A 20,844-nucleotide genomic window follows, 5' to 3' on the forward strand; every position below is an offset into this window, starting at 1 on the left:
GGCGGCGCGTTTTGCTGATGCGTCGCCCGAGCGGATCGTAGCGGAAGCTGACCTCCGTCTGCGGTCTGTTGCGGTCCCGCGGCTGGCTGATGACCTCCGTCAGGCGGTGCTCGCCGTCGTAGCGGTAGTGCCAGTGGGTCTGGCCGTTATCTTTCTCCACGGTGCGTCCGTGGACGTCATAGCGCCAGCGAATGCCATTCAGCTGCGTCAGGCGGTTGTGCGTGACCTTCTCAGCAGACTCTTCAGGCGATAAAGGTTCTGTAGTGGTAGCGTTTTGGAACGCGGTTGAATCCGATATCGCTGAAATGAACGACGCCGATCGTGAAAATTTCATGGCCGAGCAGGGTCTGAACCGCGTGATCCGCGCGGGCCATGAGATGCTCAGCCTGCAAACCTACTTCACCGCGGGCGTAAAAGAAGTGCGTGGACCATCCCTGTGGGTGCGACTGCGCCTCAGGCGGCTGGTAAGATCCACACCGACTTCGAGAAAGGCTTCATTCGTGCGCAGACTATCGCGTTTGAAGACTTCATAACCTACAAGGGTGAGCAAGGCGCGAAAGAAGCAGGCAAGATGCGTGCGGAAGGGAAAGATTACATCGTTAAAGATGGCGATGTGATGAACTTCTTGTTTAATGTTTGATTTGTTTTGAATTAAAAAAATCCACGCTTTGGCGTGGATTTTTTTATAGAGTAACGAACTTATCCCCTTTTGCGCAGATAGAACTCCAGATATTTTTTAGGTCTATCCTGAAACGCACGCTCTTTGCTGTAGTTATAAGCATCGTTAAAATATTTATACGCTTCCTCGAATTGATTCAACTCATAACAGACCATGCCGAGATCGATTAAGGGTGCAGTGTCTATATCCGATCCACGTGTCCGTAATGTCGTCTTTCCCCATTTCTCTGCCTCAGCGTAATCCGCGAGATCAAAATATGCGCTGTACATGCAAGCAGAGATCCAGTTGGCGAGCTCCCATTGGAGCTTTGGCTCAGGAAGAGCTTGCCAGGCTTTTTGGTTTTGCTCTAAAGCCTCGGCGTATTTTTGGTTGTCGTGAAACTCGTTCCCTTGATCAATAGTATATTGTTATAGATATTATAATACTTAAGCTCTTGTCCTTTTAAATAAAAAACTTTGCCTAAGAAACCGCCAAAAACACCATAATCTATGGTTAAATTTTATTTAAAATTATAAATTTATTACATTGCAATCAATCATTTTATAGCAAATATTTTTTAGTATTAAGGACTCTATAACATTCCAATCACCACCACCGAGGCCAGCTCCTATCCTTGGCATTTGTACAGAAAGGCGATTCACTAAAGCAAAGTCAGATAATTTTTCAAGACAAACTTCCAGAGAGTCATAACAAACGTATTGTTTTTTGTCGTTGATATTTTTCTTTATACCATCCTGCGCATACATATTAGCAATAAATATCTTCTCCTGAGCATCAACCATAACAAAATCAACCATCCCTAATTCTGGGAAGTTATTTTCTTTGAAGCTACTAAGATAGCTTTTTTTTGCCGCAGGATATTTATTTGAAAGGGACAGAACAAAACCTTTACCCCACTTCCCTTTATTATTCACAATATGAGCAATAACTGTGGATTTTTTCAAAGGTTCCACAGCATCTCCAGACAAGTATTTTATTCGCTTTTTTTCTTGCAATGAACTCGTTGATGTTTGCCAGAAAACTTCAAATTCCTCATTCGAAATTTCTTCGGCGTCACTTAAGTCCAGGTCGCTTTTCTTACCATCATACAGCAGGAAGCCAACTTTTTCATTTTTATCTAGCAAAGAGGAAGAAGCATAATCATTACCATCTATAATATTTATTTGTCGCGTGGCTACCTCTCCTATGAACTCATTGAGAATAGTCCCTTCACCTGCAATAAAATCAACACTTCCTTTATAATATTTTTTCACCTCAACCACAACTCCTCCCACTTTTAACAATTCTTTTAGAGACATCAAGATCTTTTGTGTTTAAGATCAAAAATGTATTTTTCCGGGGTTCAATTACATCTAAGCCAGTTACATCTAATTTTACCTGTAACGCTTGATGATAACCCAAAGGATCACCTCTATATTGATTGACTGTGGGGAATGTCACAATGTATGAGGGTAACGGAAGCTGACCTGCGTCCGCGGCCTGTTACGGTCCCGCAGCTGGCTGATGACCTCCGTCAGGTGATGTTCACCGTCATAACAGTAGTGCCAGCGAATGACGTTCAGCTGCGTCAGACGGTTGTGCGTGACCTTCTCAGTAGAGTCTTCAAGCGGTAAAGGTTCTGTAGAGGTAGCGGTTTACGCCGCGGTTGAATCCGATATCGCTGAAATCATCGACGGCGACCATAAAGAGTTCATGGCCGAGCGGGGGCTGAACCGCGTGATCCGCGCGGGCTATGAGCTGCTCAGCCTGCAAACCTACTTCACCGCGGGCGTGAAAGAAGTGAACGCGTGAATCATCCCTGTCGGTGCGACTGCGCCTCACGCGGCCGGTAAGATCCACACCGACTTTGAAAAGGGCTTCATTCGTGCGCAGACTATCGCGTTTTAAGACTTTATCACCTGCAAGGGTGAGCAAGGCGCGAAAGAAGCAGGCAAGATGCGTACGGAAGGGAAAGATTACTTCGTTAACGAGGTTCATGTGGTGAACTTCTTGTTTAACGTATGATTTTTTTTCATTCGATTTAGTTATTATTAACTTTAAAAAAAACCCTCTTTTAGAGGATTGTATTTTTTCCCTCCCCAAGGGTCGTCTAATAAAAACTTAGCAGGGATTGCTTCTTTTTCAGGCACAAGAGTAAAATTATAATAAATCTCGTCCCCTTCACAAACCTCATAAAAGAGCGAATAAATCTTGCCGGTTACGTTAATGCTTACATCAAATTTCTCTGTCGCAGATGCGATCTGGATCTTATTTTTATCCGTAATAAAAAATGGAACAACAATGCAGCGTTGTGCATTTTGATCTAATTTAAAAGCATTATCTATTTTGATATTGACGTTTGCTCCAAATGCGTCCTCTGGTAATGGATCGAATACAACATAATCCTTGTGTAAAACAGCGCCTTGAGAAACATTACCTTTTCCCCACTGACTCAGCTTTTCGTCATAGTCTCTGGATCGTAACAATATTTGACTATGTGAAATTAGCAGATCTACTGTTTGCATGATCTTATCACTCATTATATTCCCTAGACTTTTATTCTTGTTCCATATGATTGTTATGGAAAAACATTACCAATACTCGAACCTGCACCAAAATTACTGCTTTTAGATATCAGTTATAAGTTGTGCCGTGCCGTTGGATTGGCAATGGACCCAGAAGATATATGAAGCATCAACACTATCTACACGCGCCAGCAAATCGTAGTTGTCCTGACCACTTTCGTCGACGTAGGTGAACAGCACATCCCCGTGCGCTTCCCCCAGTAGGCAGTCATTCCCAGACACACCGGGTGGTGATGGCTTGCCGGTTGGCTGTCCGCCCAGCTTCTGGCGTCGCGTTTTACTGATGCGGCGACCGAGCGGATCGTAGCGGAAGCTGACCTGCGTCTGCGGTTTGTTGCGGTTCCTCGGGTTTGGCCGTTATCCTTCTCTACAGTGCAAGCATGGGTATTATAACGCCAGCGAATATCATTCAGCTGCGCCAGGCGGTTGTGCGTAATGTTCTCAACAGAACCTTCGAGCGGGTTAGCGGCTGCATCCCAGACCCCCTGCTCCTCTCCGGCCAGCGTGCCGTCCTGAACCAGGAGACGCCCGGCACTGTCTGTCGTACTGCCAGCGGTACCATTTGAACGGGTTATCGTCCCGCTCTTCGCGCACCAAGTTATTGCGGTAGTAGTAATCCCAGCGGCGCTGCGACGGGCGCTGGGTATTTTACTTACGACAGTGGATGTCATGACTCCAGAAAATGCTTACCTAGGGTTTTATGTAAAGTAAATAATCCGAGGGATCAACCCTAACCCACACTTCAGCGTTTTATTTTTTGTGGGTTCCAATCAGAGTAATCAGCAACACGGATTTCATTAAGAACAAGATCTAGTGGAACATGTGCAATGCTATCTGCAATTTCATCATATGGCGCTGGCAACTCGAATGAAAAACCAAAGTCGTCATTTATAATAATACAGCCATTAAATATACGCTGTTTGTAAGTCAACCCTATTATTTCCCCCATCGTTTGGCCTGTTTGTAATATTTTATTATACCTCCCCTTATAGTTTACGTTACAACCAATAGAAATGATCGTTCCATCTTCAAGGGTAGCGATTGTCATTGTGTCATCTACAATATATGCAAGCCTTTTCTTATCATCAGGCAAGAAATAATCAAAGTAAGTTACCTTATAGCCAGCATATAACTCGCTTATGTACTTACTGATATTATCCCCCAAAAAAACGTTACCTAGTGCTCTTCCTGATAAAATATCAGCATTAAAATCAATCATTTTATACCCCCCCATTAAGTAAAACTCCGTCAACATAAACAGGTGAATCGGTTATTAAATCATAATTTTTAAACTCTCCATGACCAATTCTCCCATATACTACATCAGCACCATCAACTTCGCGATAAACTTTCCAGTAATCATTACCATGAATATTAGGTTGAGTTGGAGTCCCTCCGGGATGATAATCTAATTTGTACGTAGTACCTGATTTTGTTGTTTTGACATATTGAATATGTTGGATAGCTCCTGGTTTATTGGCTTGTGGATATGTTCTCGTCCAACCTTTGGATGTCAAAATATTATGAACATCAGCGGGTTTTTTCCCTGTTAATCTATCCACCCATCTTTGTGTTATACGATCTTTTTGAGAAAAACCACATTTTAACCCCCACGGATCCACCCACCCCAGCGCATTCGGCGCATACTGGTAAAGGTTTATCCCCCCCGCCAGCCCTATCGGGTCCTGCTGCGTAAACCTTCCGCAATCCGGGTCGTAATACCGGAACAGATTGTAGTGCAGGCCTGTCTCACGGTCCAGGTATTGCCCCTGCATGCGCAGGTTCTGGGTATATCCTGATACCTGCGTCTCGCTTTCCCGCAGAAGCTTGCCCCAGGCGCTGTTAACGCCTTCCCAGCGCACCTGCCCTTCGACATCCGTCATCCGCTCCGGCGTGCCGTTCAGCTGGCAGTGGAACCAGAAAATCTCCGGGGCATCAACGCCGTCAATACGCACCAGCGGGTCGTAACTGTCCTGATCGCTGTAAACGTAGGTCAGCGGCTCATCCCCGTGCACCTCCTGAAGCAGGCGGAACCCTTCCCAGACAAACCGGGTGGTGACCGGCTTGCCGGTTGGCTGTCCGCCCAGCATCTGGCGGCGCGTTTTGCTGATGCGCCGACCGAGCGGATCGTAGCGGAAGCTGACCTGCGTCTGCGGTTTATTGCGGTCCCTCGGCTGGCTGATGACCTCCGTCAGGCGATGTTCGCCGTCATAGCAGTAGTGCCAGCGCGTCTGGCCGTTATCCTTCTCCACGATGCGGCCGTGGATGTCATAGCGCCAGCGAATGCCGTTCAGCTGCGTCAGGCGGTTGTGCGTGACCTTCTCAGCAGATCCTTCGAGCGGGTTACCGGCTGCATCCCAGCGCCACTGCTCCTGGCCGGGCAGCGTGCCGTCCTGAACGAGCAGGCGCCCTGCGCTGTCGTACTGCCAGCGGTACCAGCTGAACGGGTTATCGTCCCGCTCTTCCCGCACCAGATTATTGCGGTAGTCGTAATCCCTGCGGCGGGACCAGCGGCGCGGCGACGGGCGCTCGGCGTTGCCAGTAAAGACGTCCCGGCGATGCAGTCGCCCAAGACGGTCATTAACGTTTGATTGGTTTTTTTATTGCGGGGTTAAAACACATTTTCTAATAGTTCTGTTTTCATACTGGGTTCAAAGAGAATGATGTCGGCAGTCGCAAGCTTTAATGCCTGAAAAGGAACCTCACGCAAGCGTTCTTCGAGAGAGACCAGACTCTCACATTTAGCGAGTATGACTCCATCGGTTCTTGGGCTCCGTCTACCCAATGTCAGAAATATCCCCTCTGAATAACCTTTTAAGCCACTCCACATGAGCAGGTATCACTGCGTCAATCTCTTCGAGTGGTTTGATATAGGTTAAAATGACAATCTAAACCGTGCTCATCCTTTGCCTCTTAACTCTGTTTTTTAAACTGCTTGTTGGTACTGCTGTACAGTCCCTCTTTTGCCAACAGTTATTGTTATCGTTTTTTGGCGCTTTTGATGTTAATACGCAGGGCCCAATTGAGACAAAGCATTATGCTTCATATCCCAGGAATAAAACCAGTCATGCCAGCCGTTTTCCTTTTCCGCATAGCTACAGACCACAACCACTTGCTTTGACAGGTTGAAAGTTAAGTAACAGAAAGCTGCGCCTTCAGGAGGTGCTGACCAAAATAGTTTTTCGCCCTGCGGATTGAAGATGGTCAAAACGGTTGATAGTGGCTTTGGCTCGCTTAACGCAAAGACTAACTGACGTGTTGAGTCGACCAGTGCATAGTCTAAAAATGGCATACTAACTAGTATGTTACTTTCACCACACGCCCATTGAAGCAGGTCATTTTCTTTAATACAAATGAGATTTTCAATCATTGGTAAACCTCAACTTTTAAAGTTTGATCTGTTTCAAATCACCTTCAAAAAGCCCCACAAGATATACCCGATATCGGGCTGGCTGCACTTCTTTATACGTTAATACAGCAAAAAACTCTTTCAAACACTTTGAACAAATGTTTTTCGAAGCGTCTAATTGGCTTTCATCGTAGTTATATTTATTATATTCACTAACAAGCTTCACGCATCTCATTTTCTTAACCAAAAAGCATTTTACCTCTTCAGAGAGCGTGTCAAACTCATATGAGTTTACTATGGAATAGACTATTACGCCTTCGCATTCAGGGCATGCTATTTCTGCGCCATAATCTATAAAGTCATTATCTATACCATCCAGGACCAATAACTTCCTCTTCAGCTGATTAGTTATTTTCATTTTTCATCAAAACCTTAATTAAAACGCAACAAATCAGAATCAATTATAGATATAATGAATAGAGGTGATGTTTTAATTGGATAGATAATTCAAAGATGAACGCGAGCACAAATACATGCCAGAATGCTATGCATGCACACGCCGGGGAAATTGTATGCAATCAAAATTAAAACTGACTAATCATCTTCTATATCAGGGGGTGGTGTCGTAATACCAAGTATTTCTCGGCCAAATCGAATTTCCTCTGCAGTTTTCTTTTTAAGTTTAAGGATAATAACACCCAGTAAAGTATTATTATTTTCATCTGAATAAATCTTGAACGAGTACAACTTACTTCGGATATTAATTACGAATACATTTTCCTTTTCAAAATTTTCAAGGGCAATGATTAAATCATCAAGACCATTAACTTTCAACCCTGTAAATTTAGTATTTTCTTTATGCGCTTTCATTATTCTCAATTCATTTTGAGTACTACTTATAAATGATGCACATTGAAGATTATTCTTTTCATTTAGATAAGAACGAAACTCATCCGGTATTTTTTCTCGTGCATACTCAATAAGTTTATCATTTATCATGGTAGGAATACCTCCACATCGCCACTTCGAATTCCTTTAAGTAAGATTTCGCGTTCCATCCATTCATCAAAAGAATACTCCCACGACCAAGAATCGCCAGGCTTAGGAGCACCAACTTTGACTCTCAATATGACCCCATCAGGCCCTGCGAAGCCTCTAGCTACATCTGGACTATCTGTCCACGAAGTATAGGGGCTGATGCTGGATACCCCTCCGAAGTTATGTTGCTCCGGAGTTATTGATGAATGAACATCCCCAGGAATTACCTTACCATTAAGTGCATTTTCCCATTCGGGATGGTCTTTATGTATACCCCTGTAATTATATTGCCCAGGTTCCGCATCAGGTAGATGTTTATCGGGCTTACAAGGCGATAACCCCCACGGATCCACCCACCCCAGCGCATTCGGCGCATACTGGTAAAGGTTTATCCCCCCCGCCAGCCCTATCGGGTCCTGCTGCGTAAACCGTCCGCAGTCTGGGTCGTAATACCGGAACAGATTGTAGTGCAGCCCTGTCTCACGGTCCAGGTATTGCCCCTGCATGCGCAGGTTCTGAGAATATCCTGATACCTGCGTTTCGCTTTCCCGCAGCAGCTTGCCCCAGGCGCTGTTCACGCCTTCCCAGCGCACCTGCCCTTCGATATCCGTCATCCGCTCCGGCGTGCCGTTCGGCTGGCAGTGGAACCAGAAGATTTCATGGTCATCAACGCCGTCAATACGCGCCAGCGGATCGTAGCTGTCCTGATCGCTGTAGACGTAGGTCAGCAGCACATCCCCGCACATTTCCTGTAACAGCCGTAACCGTTCCCGGACAAACCGCGTGGCGACCAGCTTACCGGTTGGCAGGCCGTCAGGCATCTGGCGGTGCGTATTGCTGATGCGGCGGCCCAGTGGATCGTAGCGGAAGCTGACCTGCGTCTGCGCCCTGTTGCGGTCCCTCGGCCGGCTGATGACCCTCGTCATACGATGCTCGCCGTCGTAACGGTAGTGCCAGATGGTCTGACCGTTATCTTTCTATACGGTGCGTCCGTGGATGTCATAGCGCCACCGAATGCCGTTGAGCTGCGTCAGACGGTTTTGCGTGAGCTTCTCAGCAGAACCTTCAAGCGGTGAAGGTTCGTTAGTGGTAGTAGTTTACGCCACGGTTTAATCCGATAATGCTGAACAGGACGACGCCGACCGTGAAGAGTTTATGGCCGAGCTGGGTCAGGAAGGGCCAGACGCGAAAGAAGGAGGCAAGATGCGTGCATAAGGAAAAGATTACATTGTTGAAGATGGCGATGCGATGAACTTCTTGTTTACGTTTAATTTTTATGAACGGGAAAAATCCACGCTTAGGGGTGGATTTTTTATTGCAGGGTAAAAGTTATTGTCTAAGAGAACTGTCTTCAAGCTGGGTACAAAAGTAATGATTTCAGAGTCTCAAACTTAAAGTCTGTAAAGACTTCTCGCGTAGATGCTCTCCAAGTAAGGCCTGACACTAGCACTTAGCGAGACTGACACCTCCGATTCACAGTATCAGTATGCCGGACGCCTGAAAGATCCGCTCTGAATTCCCCTTTTCTAGCCATTCCACATGAGCAGGTATCGCTGCGTCAATCTCTTTGACTGGTTTTATATAGGTAAATATGACAAAGTAAACAGTGCTCATCCTTTGCTTCTCAGCACAGTTTATCAGCCACTTGTTAGAACTGCTTATGCAACCCTCTTTTGCCACTAGTTATAGTTAATATTTTGGGGCGCTTTCGATCTCAACACGCAGGGCCTGACCGAGACAGCGTGTTAAGCTTCATATCATAGGTATAAAAATTGAAGATTTTCAAAACGTTTGGTAATGGTTCTGGTTCGCTTATCGCAAAGACTAATTGGCGTACAGGATCGACCTTTGCGGCATCTAAGCGAGGTATGTTTAGTCTAATAATTTTTGAACAGAAAATCCATTCTAGCACGTTGTTTTCTCAGATAAACCTGAAGTCAGCATTCATATTCTCTCTTAATAAAAAATTATTTTTATACATGGACGATGTTGAAAGTTTTTGATATTGATGCTGACTTTACTCTTTAGAACGGCCTCAAGATTCCAATGAGGCTTCAGGTTTTTATCATTAAGAATAACAACCTTAAATTTAGTTTTGATTTGAATATCTTTTCTGAGAAATAATAAAAATATTATCTATTTGGTTGTTGATAGCTTTCCAGGCTCTGGAATTATAATATTTTAAAAGAAAAGAATTGATACGCTTAATCACGGGCCATAAAAATGCATCAATGTACTAAGATCATCTAAATCTTGTGCGGTGAGTTCATTTCTCTCCATTTTGTCATACTTATACATTATACCTTTCATCGGAGGGCCTGAATCATGTTTAGTTGCCATGCTCATTAACTCTTCAATATCAGATTCTTTTATTAAAGTTCTCTTTAAAAATTCAAAGAGCATTTTTTCTGCATCTTTTCTTTCTAAAAAATACATTTTGATTACCTTACTGATTTTATGTAAAAAGTCACAAGTATAACTAGAAGTTCCTTTTTGTCTCTGATCTATGGTTCTTCATTTTAACATTTTTTTGAATAAAAAAATCCACGCCAGGGCGTGGATTTTTTTTATGAGATAAACACCCTCTTCTAATGAGTTTTCAGTAAACGTTGCTTTTGTAAAGGAAATTAGCACATCTGAACCATGCTTTTTATATTTAACCTCGTAACTACCTGGTTCTAAAGTAATAAACTCACCTGAAATAGCATCTGAATCATCTGGCTCCAGATCTCCGCCAGTGACATCCTCTCCCGCCCCTATGAAAACCTTTCCAGTAGGTACGTTTAAAAATAACGATCCGGCATATTCACCAATGTCACTTTTAATATCAACTTTATAGTTACCATCATCTCCAAGATTGAGAAATAATACATTCCCTTTATTTATTTCTTCAACTTCATCTTCTGGAAGACTCCACCAATCTGCATCATCATTAATCCTATGCTTTAATGACATCAAATCATAAATTACTAATGTGGCAGTATCCGTCTGTATATTAATAGATTTATTCATTTTACCCCCTATTGAAATATTATTTCACTGATGGCATCTCCGGGCTGAAGCCCCGCCTTTCTGCCTGCATTTTTCAAAGAACTACCGACACTTTTATTAATAGTTTCATTCAGCATTTGTAATCTTTGTGTAGGCGAACCTCCAACAATTAAATCAACAGGATGATCAGCGTTTAATTTACTTAGATCAGGTGCTGAACCAAACATTTTTTCAAAGCGTGCAGAAACAGCCTGCCTGTAAGAACTTTGCAAAGATGAAATCCTAATCTCATGGGTGCCAGGAGACCAAACTAACTCTCCTCTTTGAGCCGCTCGGTTTAAGGCATTCATTTTTTTCATAAACTGTCTTTCGAGGAATTTTCTCTCAGTTGATGACAGCTTTGTGCTGCTTAAAATCTTCGGTTTATTAACAGTTAAGCGGGTACCTCCAGAACACCTACTCAACCCCCACGGATCCAACCACCCCAGCGCATTCGGCGCATACTGGTATAGGTTTATCCCTCCCGCCAGCCCTATCGGGTCCTGCTGCGTAAACCGTCCGCAGTCCGGGTCGTAATACCGGAACAGATTGTAGTGCAGCCCTGTCTCGCGGTCCAGGTATTGCCCCTGCATACGCAGGTTCTGGGAATATCCTGATACCTGCGTCTCGCTTTCCCGCAGCAGCTTGCCCCAGGCGCTGTTCACCCCTTCCCAGCGCACCTGCCCTTCGATATCCGTCATCCGCTCCGGTGTGCCGTTGGGCTGACAGTGGAACCAGAAGATTTCCGGGGCATCAACGCCGTCAATACGTGCCAGCGGATCGTAGCTGTCCTGATCGCTGTAGACGTAGGTCAGCGGCTCATCCCCGTGCACTTCCTGCAACAGCCGGAACCCTTCCCAGACAAACCGGGTGGTGACCGGCTTGCCGGTTGGCTGGCCGCCCAGCATCTGGCGGCGCGTTTTGCTGATGCGTCGCCCGAGCGGATCGTAGCGGAAGCTGACCTCCGTCTGCGGTCTGTTGCGGTCCCGTGGCTGGCTGATGACCTCCGTCAGGCGGTGCTCGCCGTCGTAGCGGTAGTGCCAGCGGGTCTGGCCATTATCCTTCTCCACGGTGCGGCCATGGATGTCATAACGCCAGCGAATGCCGTTGAGCTGCGTCAGACGGTTGTGCGTGACTTTCTCAGCAGCCCCCTCAAGCGGGTTACCGGCCGCATCCCAGCGCCACTGCTCCTGACCAGGCAGCGTGCCGTCCTGAACGAGCAGGCGCCCTGCGCTGTCGTACTGCCAGCGGTACCAGCTGAACGGGTTATCGTCCCGCTCTTCGCGGACAAGATTATTGCGATAGTCGTAATCCCAGCGGCGGGACCAGCGGCGCGGCGACGGGCGCTGGGCATTGCCGGTAAAAACGTCCCGGCGATGCAGTCGGCCAAGGCGGTCGTATTCGCTGCGGGTGGTCAGCAGCCCCTGCGTACGGCTGGTTTCACGATGGAGTTCGTCGCGGGTAAAGTCGGATACCGACAGCTTATCAAGGGCAATGCTGAGCAAATGCCCGCTGCCGTAGTAGAATTGTTTCAGCTCCCGGCCATCGGGCAGCGTGACGGAGGTGCGGTTACCGAGGGCGTCATACTCCCACGCCAGCTCTCCGTGTTCGCCCGTTTCGCGCGTGACGCGTCCAAGCGCGTCATACTCAAACACAAGCTCCTGCTCGGCTTCGGCGCTCCAGGCATCGGCTGAAAGCGTAGGATGCAGCCCAATCCGGCTCAGAAGGCCGGACGGGGTGTAGTGGTAGCGGGTCTGCCCTTCCGGCGTGGTGCGGGCGACCAGTTGGCCGCTCGCGCTCCAGGCAAAGGCATGGGTAATGGCCTCCGGATGTCCGGCGGCAAAGGTGCGCGCTATCGTACGCCCGCAGGCATCGTAGCGATACTGCGAGGCCACGCCATCGAGCCCTACCTCTTCCAGCAGCAGCGAGTCCGCACCCCAGCGGAACTGGTACGCTTCGCCGTTTTCGTTTTCCAGGGCAATCAGACGCCCGCGGCTGTCCCAGCGGCGACGCACCTCTTCACCCTGCGTATTACGGGTGGCGGTTAAGCGCCCTGCCTCGTCGTATCTGAACTCGCTCTCTTTCCCGTCGGCGCCCGCATGCTTCACCGGCAGGCCACGTTCGTTCCATTTGAGAGATTCCATCCAGCCTTCCGGGCGATCGAGCTGCACCGGACGCCCTGCGGCGTCGTAGCGGTAACGCGTCTCTTCGCCGTCGGCGCTTATCTCAGCCACCAGCCAGCCCAGCGGATGATAACGGTATTGTGTCACACGGCCCGAACAGTCCGTAACACGCACCATCTGCCCGGCCTCGTTGTACTCCTGGTAGCGGCTGTTGCCGGCGGCATCAACTTCTTCCACGACCTGACCAAACTCGTCCCGACGAAGCAGCGTGGTCTGCCCCATCGGATCCACCACGCACTTCAGCCCGTGATGTTCGTCATACAGGAAACGGGTGGCGCTACCGTCGGCTTCGATGATGGAGGCCGGAAGCGCACGGTGCTCCAGCCAGGTGGTGGTGCGGGTATTGCCGTCGGCGTCGATCTCCTGCACCCGGTTACCCATGTCGTCATAGACGAAGGTAACGGCATTACCGAGCGGATCGATGCGACGCGTGAGGTGTTCGTTGTCATCCCACTCGTAGCGCCAGTTCTCACCGCGCTCGTCAACGTAGCGAACAATCAGGTTTTGCGCGTTCCAGTAATGCTTTCGCGTCTGACCGTCGTAGTGATCGACGGTCGTCAGCCCGGCGGCTAGATCATAGCTAAAGCGACAGCCATCGCCGGTGCTGGTGCGGTTTTCCACCACGCGCCAGTGGTCGAATTTTTGCCAGCGGTATTCACTCTCCAGACCGCCCGGCAGACGGTGCCAGACCATCAGGCCATCATCGTTATAACGGTATTCACGGGTTACCACGCCGGAGGCATCCGTTGCGCTGGCCAGCTGGCCGCGCACGTCGTACCCCCACTGCATCAGCGGCCATGTCTGGTTGCCGTCAAAATGGCTCGCCGAGGTAACCCGCTGCGGGAAACGTTCATTTTCATAACGCAGAGTGACGTCGATCGCCCGCGGCTCATCGTGCAGACCGACCAGCCGCCCGTGCTCATCCCATTCTGTCAGCAACGCGTTGCCGTACTCGTCGCTGAGGGAGGCCAGGCGCAGTATGGCTGGGTTAGCGCGGGTCGGTTTATACAGACGCCACACCGCGCCGTCATCGTCGGCAATCGCCACGTCGCCGCTCTCATTGCGGCGGATGATAATGCCTTCGCTGATGCTGTAAAACGCGCGGTCGACCGGCGGCAGTTCAAAGCTCAGCTCGCGCCCGGTTTCATCGAACCAGGTGGCGTTGTTTTCTTCCAGCGTCAGATAGCTGTCAAAGGTGGTAGCCCAGCCCAGACCAAACAGCCCTTCGCGGGTGGTCAGGCTGTTGTAGCTGCGCTGCCAGCGCAGCGGGAAGCGCCCCGGCAGCGAGAAATCGAGTTCGTCGTCGTCATTCAGCACCTTCACACCGGTAGCGGCGTGAACCGGGTGCGAGGAGCCGAACACGGCGTTGACGGCCATATCGGCCAGCATCCCGCCACCGGCAGCAGCCAGCGCGCAGGGCATGTTTTTCAGGATCTTGCCCGGACGCCCGCGCAGCAGGGAGAGCGCAATCATCCCCAGCGCCAGGCCCGGCGTTTTGCCGCTTTTAATATCGCGAACTGTGAGGGTGTCGCCGCCGATGATCACGTTCGGGGAGACGTCGTCGGAAACGGTGCCTTCGCAGGTGGTGCGATCTTTTGCACGCACCGCGGGCTGCTCGTTGATAAAGACGCTTTTCGAGCCTTCCGCCAGATACTGCGGCCCGGAGTGTTTCTCGCACGCCACCTTGTCTTCTTCCAGCGGCGAGGTCCCGGCAGCGGCAGAGGCCACGCTCGGCTGCCACATTTCGCTGCCGAACTGTCCGGCAGCGGCAAGCAGCATGCCCGCGTAGTCGGCAAAGCTGCCCGGAGACTGCGGCTCAGGGGAAGGAGTATCGGCAGGCGTCAAGGTCCCGGCTGCGCGTGCAGCGGGGATCGCATTGGTAAGAACGTTGCTGGAACCGGTAGTGATCTTACCCGCAGGCGACGGCGGGAAAAGCGCGTTGCCCAGCCCTTCAGCGGCGTTGCTGATATCGTCGGTGATCCCAGCAACGTTCGCCAGGACACCCCCAATAATGCCGCTCAGCAGACAGCTGGATCCGATCGCCGCCACGCCTGCGGCTGCCGCCCCGGCTCCCAGCAGTGGCGCCGCCACGGTAGCTGCTGCCCCCACCGCCGCGCCAATCACCGCATAGGCGGCACCTTCCGCCACAATGCTGGTTATATCAGCAAAAATGCTGGAGTGAATAATCTCGTCGCCCTTACGGGCCGCGTTGTTATCGCTCATGCATTACACATTCCGGTTGTCGTTTAGCGTCAGACTTTGCTTCAGTGCGCTCCAGCGCGCCTCGTCCTCTTCCGTAAAGGCTTTTAAGGCCGAGAGGGTAAAAATCATCAGTACCGGTTTGTCCGGCGTCTGCACGGCAAGCTGTTTTTGCCACAGGCGCTGGCCGTTACGGTCAAAGGTGGTCTCAACTTCCAGTCCGCTAATGTTTCCGTCTGGCCCGGCTTTTACGTGCTGAAATTCGCTCTGGGCGATCTCCCCCATCTGAGGGCGCAGGACTTCCCACTGACGGTGGAACTCTTGTTCGTAATCGCTACCATCCGGGATGACGCCGCGGCTGACCACTACAGATAACCCGCTTTCGTCATCGCGAATAATGTTCATGCTGTTATCCTGCCAGGCGGCAGAAAAAAGGAAAAACGAACCTTCCTGGAGGGTGTATTTCATAAGTGAACTCGGGATGATTGATATTGAGAGAAATAAAAAGGCCAATCCATGCTGGCCCTTTGGCTGGCTGTTTAATTATTTACGCCATTGACCTGATTGTTCGACTAAAACTTGGCTGCCTTTGCTGACAACCAATTTCACAGGTGCATACGTTACGGTATAAGCGATCTCGCCATTCTTGTACGTTGAGCCGATTATTTTACCTGCGGGGTCGTGTAACGTTTTACCCTTTAAGGAGATCGTACTGTTATCGCTTTTGCGCACGCCGAGATAAACCATCTGGTCGCATTTGCCCTCGAAACGCCCGCACTTGTTTATCAGAGAGATGGTGAACTTTTCGGTGTCCAGTTTTCTGGTTTCAGCGTGATGAACCGAAGCGGCTTTACGTAACGTATAACGCTGCGGAGCATAATAATTTCCTTTTTGAGGAGGAGTAACTAAACGCCATTCCATCTCACTCCCCTTTATTTCCAGAACAGCCCGACCGCCTACGCCGCCAAATGATGAGTTGAACTCAACGTTGACACGATTGCCAGCGATCGTACCGCTAAGATTTTGCTCATCATCTTCAGGGCAATCTATGCGGTTTCCTCTCTGGGAGATATAGCAATAAGAGCCGGTGATCCGGTTGCCTGATTCAGCTAACCGCAGTGTTAACGTCGAGTCGTTCTCGAATTCGCCAGCCCAGTCCCCGTCAAACGCGAGACCTGCCTGGATGTTCGTTGCAAAATGCAAAGCATTGAATCTGGCAGCCCATTGCTGAATATCGGCATGAATAACCGGGCTATTATCAGAAGACTGGTAATGAATGACGTCCGACTCCGGAACCACCCAGGCCGCAAAGATTTTGCCGTCAGGATCGATGACCAGCGCTGACGCATTCTCCTGGTAGAGATCCTTTAGCCAGCCTTCGACAAACAATCCTCCACCTGTGGTGGTATGCGGTTCACCGAAGACATCAAAGTTATCAATAAAGGTCTGGTAATGATTTCCCAGCGTCTTCCTGAGATTGTCTGTCACTTCACTGTCGTTAACGATGTGACTAACCGTATTGAGGTTATTGTATTGCGATAATTCAAGCGCAGATGACGTTTCAACTACGCCTGCCCATAAAGCAGTGAACAATACGACTGCCAGAAATTTCTTGGTCATAAATCACTCTAAAGAATCATTATCGTAATTCATTGTTATTTTTACAACCTTACTGTCTTTAACCTCAAAAGAGAGTAATTTCTTACCCAATTCATAGGAAACCCACTGCTCCCCGGAATCATTTTCGACCTGGCCACCACCATATGCTTTATTAAGTTCATTTAATGTTGAACCAATATGGATCCCGCGAGCTGTTTTGCCATCCGTAGCAGTTAGCGTAATCTGCGCCACAATATAATCGTCAACACTTCGCTCGGTTTTATCCCACCAGAGATTGGAACTGAATATTTTTAACCCAGTCTTCTGATGCTGGTAGAATTTATAGCTCGTTCCGTCAAAAGGAACCTCACCGACAAAACTACCTTCCACAGAAACTGCAATTTTACGCGCAACCTCAGGAGTCCACCTATCGCCCAGTGCCACAATCTGGTCTTTTATCTGTAGAGAAAAATCCTTTTTAGCCAGACTGGGCGGCATAGTGTGAGCTACTACTTCATAACTGCTCAGAAAGGTAGACATGAGGGTAAAAAAAAGAGAGACAGAAAGGCGTTTTTTCACGTTAATCGTCATTTGCTGGATAAATATTATGCTACTCACCACTCTAAAAAGCGGTGAGTAATGAAATAAGCATTTTTAGTCAGCGCTAATAGCGACCCCACCCAAGCAGTCAGTTTTTTTTACTGTGAAACTGAAGCTTACTTTTTGTCCATTCATATCCTTTGGCGCTGTATAACTGGTCACTTCGTTCTCCGAACGGCCTCGTGGATAATCAGTTAACGTCAGTTGCGGATAATGTTTTTTAACCGTGTCGAGAGTGATGCACTGGCCGGACGGTGAAAAATTCAGTAACGGTGCCATACCTTCACTTTCTTTGCTTAAACGTAAATCAATTGCAGTAATGTTCGTTCCATCCGCCAGTTGGATATCGTCGGCATTGTAGAAATTGATATATTCATTCTGTTTCGTTAGCTTGAATGACAACGGAGCGTTATCCAGACTGTTAACGGACAACGTTTTGAGTGATGCGCTCATTTCTGCAATGAACTGCCAAAGATCCTGTTTTTGCATGTTACCTCCTGCCATTCCCGTCGTTAATAAAGCCGCAAGCACCGCACCCGTTTTTATACTATGGATAATTTTTATCATACCAACCGCCATAATAATCTTCGTAATATTGCCCTGTGGTAGACGTTTGTTCGCCTTTGCCAAAGATACGGCCTATCTGCGTACGCGCTTCACTTTCCTTTATAGCCCCGCGTTCGAGAGAATCGTAGATTCGATTATATTGTGACTGATTTGCCGGATTGCCTGCAATACCTATATCCCCTCCCTTATTGGCCAGGATTTCACGCTGCACCCGGATATTATTCAGTGTTGCAGCGCCTTCATCACTAAGTGCACTGTTCAGGTAGGCATCGCGCGATGAAACATCAATGTTAGGTTCATATAACGCGTGGCCACTTTCATGCGACAGAGACTGAACAACAGCCTTCGGATTACCAAGCTCATTTTTATCAACGGTAATAACTCGCGTTTGACGATTAGCAAACGTTCCCTTGCCTGCTTCACCCTCTTCGAATGTCCAGCCTCGTTTCTTTAAAGTCGCAATGTCATTTTTCATGGTTGGTGATTTGTCTACAAGACCATCCACATCCTTACCATATCCGCTTGAAGGCACACCTGATGATGGGGGTGTTGCAGTTTTAGAGGTTTCGGCAGGCGCGCTTGCAGCCGCACCTGCCTTACTCTCCTTTCCCGGCGCAAACTTCTCCTGCACCGCCGCATCAATATCCCCTTTATGCCCCGATCCCGGTGCCGTTGTGCCCGGCTTGGTTCCCGAGGTATTCAGATGCAGCTTACCACCCGTGGTGATATACCCATCCCCTTCCACGAAAAAGTTAAACTCTTTGCCAATCAGGTTAATTTTGCCGTTAGCGTTAAGCTCAATAGCACTCTCACCCGAGACCAGCCGCAGCTTGGTCCCGGAAGCAATGACATACTGCTCTACCGCTGCATCCAGCTTGCCTTTTCCCGTCAGGATCTCGGTTCCGCCTTTCACGGCCTGGATCTGGTTCGCTTCAACACGATGCAGCTCATTTTTCTTCACGTAATGGCTGCGTGCGCCCCCGACGCTGTGCGTTTCATCATTTTTAACGCTGGTGTCCATATTACGCTCAGCCTGGATCCACACCTGCTCTGCGCCCGCCTTGTCCTCAAAGCGCAGGGCGTTGGCGTTGTCCACGGAACCGTCTTTCGTGCGGCTCATAAAGCCCATCTGCGTCGCGGCAGCCGGCAGCGCCCACGGCGGCATGCTGGCTTCGTTATACACGCGGCCGGTGATAATCGGTCGGTCCGGGTCACCGTTGATAAAGTCCACCACCACCTCATCGCCCACGCGCGGGATTTGCACCCCGCCGTAGCCCTGGCCCGCCCATGCGCTGGAGACACGCACCCAGCAGGAACTGGTGTCGTCACCCTTCGCCAGACGGTCCCAGTGGAACTTCACCTTCACGCGGCCATATTTGTCCGTCCAGATACTCTCCCCCTGCGGCCCCACGACTTTCGCCGTCTGCGGGCCGTAGGTCCGCGGCCACGCCGTGCTCTGCGCCGGACGGTACGACACCGACGCCGGGATAACGGTGAAATCGGTGCGGTGAATGGTTTCCCCCTCGCCGCTGGCGTAGCGGTTCTCCTCGAAGTGATACCCCGCCGCCGTCACCAGATACTCGCCGTTATCGCTGAAGAATGGCGCGTTGGTCAGGGTAAAGATGTGGCCCGGCGCAATGCCCGCCGCCGTGGCCGTCGCCTGAATCTGCTGATGCTCCACCTGCCAGCGCTCCTGACGGATACGGGCGTAGAACTCCGCATGGCCTGTCTCCACAAAGCGCCCCGGCCAGTCGTACACGTCGATGCTTCCCGGTTTCGGTGACGCCGGGTTCTGCTGCGCCTGGAACAGCCACGCGTTCGGCTTGCGGAAGTCGTAGTCGTCGAGGCTGTAAATCCCCGGCGTCACGCTGTCCTCCAGCGCCCACTGGCTGATGCCCTCTTCATCCGTACTGCCGCCGGACGGCGTCTGATGGTAAGGAATGACCTCATAGCCGCTGAACGGCTGATGCTGCGTCGCGGCGTCCGTCAGTACCAGGGTGTGCTTGTCCGCCTCGTGGCTGAAGTGATACGCAATCCCCTCCAGCTCCATCAGGCGGCTGATGAAGTCCAGGCTCGACTCCTGATACTGCACGCAATAGTCCCACACCCGGTAGCTGCCGGTGAGTTTGTCTTCAAGGTTAACCTGATGCTCACCCAGCAGGGTTTTGACAATCTGTGGTACCGTCTGGCCCTGGAAAATCCGCAGGTTACGGTCGCGCTTCATCGGCCACAGGTCCGGCTCCACCGTCAGCTGGTAGACCGCATAGCGGGTGCCCGTCAGCTCCACGGCGCTCACCGCCACGCGCGTCACCTTGCCGTTGATATAGCGGGGGGTAAGCAGGTTCTGCGTGGGGATGGTCACTGTGACCGGCTGACCCAGCAGCCTGCTGCGGTCAAGGCGCGCATCCGTGCCGAGCAGGGTCAGCGTCAGCGCGAACGACTCGGACATCGCCTCGCGGCCGGAGAGTTTCCAGAAAAGCAGCCCCTCAACCGGGAGCTGAACGGTAATTCGGTTGAGCATAATCTTTATTCCGTAATGGTTTATGCTGAGAGTATTTTTAACGCAAGGTTTTTTTAAACGTGAATGTTCTGGTTGTTGGCCGTCTTACTCTTTAACCGGGGGCCTTTCCCCTTCATATTTATAAATCCACAGGGAATAGATTTTCAGAAACTCTGACAAAAAGAACAAAAAGCCATTTAGCCAGACATTCATCACGCCCGTGAAACTTAACACCAGGGGAAAAAGGGAAACTGAGTAGCGAAATCCAACCAGACGCAGTATTTCCTGGTAGAGCGCCAGTCTTCTCGCGTATAAATTCTGGGCGAAGAAGCACCATGCTGAGGCAATAAAAGAGAGCAACAACAAGAAATCGAGAATAAAGAAAAGAATAACCAGAGCGCTATACCCACCAGCAGACAGCGTGTTCACAACCGTACTGAAGGCGTGTATATCGGAAATAAAAGGGATTCTGTCATGTCGCACGGACTGGGCACAATAGAGCACAATGGCCAGGGCATCCATGCATCCCCAGAAAA

17 protein-coding genes and 8 pseudogenes are annotated in these 20,844 nt (G+C 49.6%); 2 read left to right on the forward strand and 23 right to left on the reverse strand.

Translation table 11 applies throughout. From position 1 onward, the window contains the following. A pseudogene (locus tag IM282_RS11395) lies at positions 1-244 on the reverse strand (RHS repeat protein); the annotation flags it as partial. 7 nt (positions 245-251) lie between these two features. Here IM282_RS11395 and IM282_RS11400 point away from each other — a divergent pair. Beyond that, positions 252-640 (forward strand): annotated as a pseudogene (locus IM282_RS11400) (DUF933 domain-containing protein); the annotation flags it as partial. A gap of 59 nt (positions 641-699) precedes the next feature. On the opposite strand, the gene IM282_RS11405 reads toward IM282_RS11400, so the two are convergent. The 3 genes and pseudogenes from IM282_RS11405 to IM282_RS22025 all read right to left on the reverse strand — a co-directional run. Beyond that, positions 700-948 carry a hypothetical protein gene (locus tag IM282_RS11405; RefSeq protein ID WP_226839863.1) on the reverse strand — a complete coding sequence of 83 codons (249 nt, stop codon included), beginning with the start codon at positions 946-948 and terminating at the stop codon, positions 700-702. A gap of 240 nt (positions 949-1,188) precedes the next feature. Further along, positions 1,189-1,977, reverse strand: a complete 789-nt coding sequence (locus IM282_RS11410) for a macro domain-containing protein (protein ID WP_192970410.1) — start codon at positions 1,975-1,977, stop codon at positions 1,189-1,191. Positions 1,978-2,130: 153 nt separating this feature from the next. Continuing rightward, positions 2,131-2,289: pseudogene (locus IM282_RS22025) on the reverse strand (RHS repeat protein); the annotation flags it as partial. Between IM282_RS22025 and IM282_RS11415 the strand changes: the two are divergent. Then, positions 2,276-2,683, forward strand: a pseudogene (locus IM282_RS11415) (DUF933 domain-containing protein); the annotation flags it as partial. The pseudogenes IM282_RS22025 and IM282_RS11415 sit on opposite strands and share 14 nt — an antisense overlap. Positions 2,684-2,715: 32 nt before the next feature. On the opposite strand, the gene comJ reads toward IM282_RS11415, so the two are convergent. From comJ to IM282_RS11500, 19 genes and pseudogenes are all read right to left on the reverse strand, one after another. Then, complete coding sequence (gene comJ / locus IM282_RS11420; RefSeq protein WP_023314287.1) at positions 2,716-3,198, reverse strand: competence protein ComJ; 483 nt, start codon at positions 3,196-3,198, stop codon at positions 2,716-2,718. Positions 3,199-3,362: 164 nt separating this feature from the next. Further along, positions 3,363-3,914 carry a hypothetical protein gene (locus tag IM282_RS11425; protein ID WP_022651387.1) on the reverse strand — a complete coding sequence of 184 codons (552 nt, stop codon included), beginning with the start codon at positions 3,912-3,914 and terminating at the stop codon, positions 3,363-3,365. 71 nt (positions 3,915-3,985) lie between these two features. Next, positions 3,986-4,462 (reverse strand): hypothetical protein, encoded by a 477-nt coding sequence (locus IM282_RS11430; protein ID WP_032628402.1) that lies wholly within the window; start codon positions 4,460-4,462, stop codon positions 3,986-3,988. Position 4,463: 1 nt separating this feature from the next. Further along, positions 4,464-5,822: pseudogene (locus tag IM282_RS11435) on the reverse strand (RHS repeat domain-containing protein); the annotation flags it as partial. Positions 5,823-5,854: 32 nt separating this feature from the next. Then, positions 5,855-6,131: pseudogene (locus tag IM282_RS21880) on the reverse strand (YciI family protein). A 116-nt stretch (positions 6,132-6,247) separates the two neighbouring features. Beyond that, positions 6,248-6,613: a hypothetical protein gene (locus IM282_RS11440; protein WP_038416218.1), complete on the reverse strand. Its 366-nt coding sequence runs from the start codon at positions 6,611-6,613 to the stop codon at positions 6,248-6,250. Positions 6,614-6,629: 16 nt separating this feature from the next. Then, the gene (locus IM282_RS11445) at positions 6,630-7,010 is read right to left on the reverse strand and encodes a hypothetical protein (RefSeq protein ID WP_192970411.1); all 381 of its coding nucleotides are present in this window, start codon (positions 7,008-7,010) and stop codon (positions 6,630-6,632) included. Between the two features lie 176 nt (positions 7,011-7,186). Beyond that, complete coding sequence (locus tag IM282_RS11450; protein WP_023300299.1) at positions 7,187-7,591, reverse strand: hypothetical protein; 405 nt, start codon at positions 7,589-7,591, stop codon at positions 7,187-7,189. Further along, a pseudogene (locus tag IM282_RS11455) lies at positions 7,588-8,706 on the reverse strand (RHS repeat domain-containing protein); the annotation flags it as partial. The pseudogene IM282_RS11455 and the gene IM282_RS11450, both read right to left, overlap by 4 nt. Positions 8,707-8,904: 198 nt before the next feature. After that, positions 8,905-9,244 (reverse strand): annotated as a pseudogene (locus IM282_RS22030) (hypothetical protein). Positions 9,245-9,838: 594 nt separating this feature from the next. Further along, complete coding sequence (locus IM282_RS11460) at positions 9,839-10,066, reverse strand: hypothetical protein (protein ID WP_023306442.1); 228 nt, start codon at positions 10,064-10,066, stop codon at positions 9,839-9,841. A 78-nt stretch (positions 10,067-10,144) separates the two neighbouring features. Beyond that, positions 10,145-10,642: a DUF6386 family protein gene (locus tag IM282_RS11465; protein WP_192970412.1), complete on the reverse strand. Its 498-nt coding sequence runs from the start codon at positions 10,640-10,642 to the stop codon at positions 10,145-10,147. An 8-nt stretch (positions 10,643-10,650) separates the two neighbouring features. Beyond that, positions 10,651-15,066 (reverse strand): RHS repeat-associated core domain-containing protein, encoded by a 4,416-nt coding sequence (locus IM282_RS11470; RefSeq protein ID WP_226839864.1) that lies wholly within the window; start codon positions 15,064-15,066, stop codon positions 10,651-10,653. A 3-nt stretch (positions 15,067-15,069) separates the two neighbouring features. Then, positions 15,070-15,510, reverse strand: a complete 441-nt coding sequence (locus IM282_RS11475; RefSeq protein ID WP_192970413.1) for a DcrB-related protein — start codon at positions 15,508-15,510, stop codon at positions 15,070-15,072. 75 nt (positions 15,511-15,585) lie between these two features. Next, the gene (locus IM282_RS11480; RefSeq protein WP_192970414.1) at positions 15,586-16,662 is read right to left on the reverse strand and encodes a hypothetical protein; all 1,077 of its coding nucleotides are present in this window, start codon (positions 16,660-16,662) and stop codon (positions 15,586-15,588) included. Between the two features lie 3 nt (positions 16,663-16,665). Continuing rightward, a complete protein-coding gene (locus tag IM282_RS11485; protein ID WP_074142853.1) occupies positions 16,666-17,220 on the reverse strand; it encodes a hypothetical protein in 555 nt (184 codons plus the stop codon). 75 nt (positions 17,221-17,295) lie between these two features. Next, complete coding sequence (locus tag IM282_RS11490; protein ID WP_046619505.1) at positions 17,296-17,808, reverse strand: hypothetical protein; 513 nt, start codon at positions 17,806-17,808, stop codon at positions 17,296-17,298. Then, positions 17,789-20,329 (reverse strand): type VI secretion system Vgr family protein, encoded by a 2,541-nt coding sequence (locus tag IM282_RS11495; protein WP_192970415.1) that lies wholly within the window; start codon positions 20,327-20,329, stop codon positions 17,789-17,791. Before IM282_RS11495 ends, IM282_RS11490 begins: the two co-directional genes overlap by 20 nt. Before the next feature lie 84 nt (positions 20,330-20,413). Then, positions 20,414-20,830 carry a hypothetical protein gene (locus tag IM282_RS11500; RefSeq protein ID WP_226839865.1) on the reverse strand — a complete coding sequence of 139 codons (417 nt, stop codon included), beginning with the start codon at positions 20,828-20,830 and terminating at the stop codon, positions 20,414-20,416. Between the last annotated feature and the right edge of the window lie 14 nt (positions 20,831-20,844).

It is taken from the genome of Enterobacter cloacae complex sp. P29RS (genome assembly GCF_014893445.1).
In the GTDB taxonomy this organism is placed as follows: Bacteria; Pseudomonadota; Gammaproteobacteria; order Enterobacterales; family Enterobacteriaceae; genus Enterobacter; species Enterobacter intestinihominis.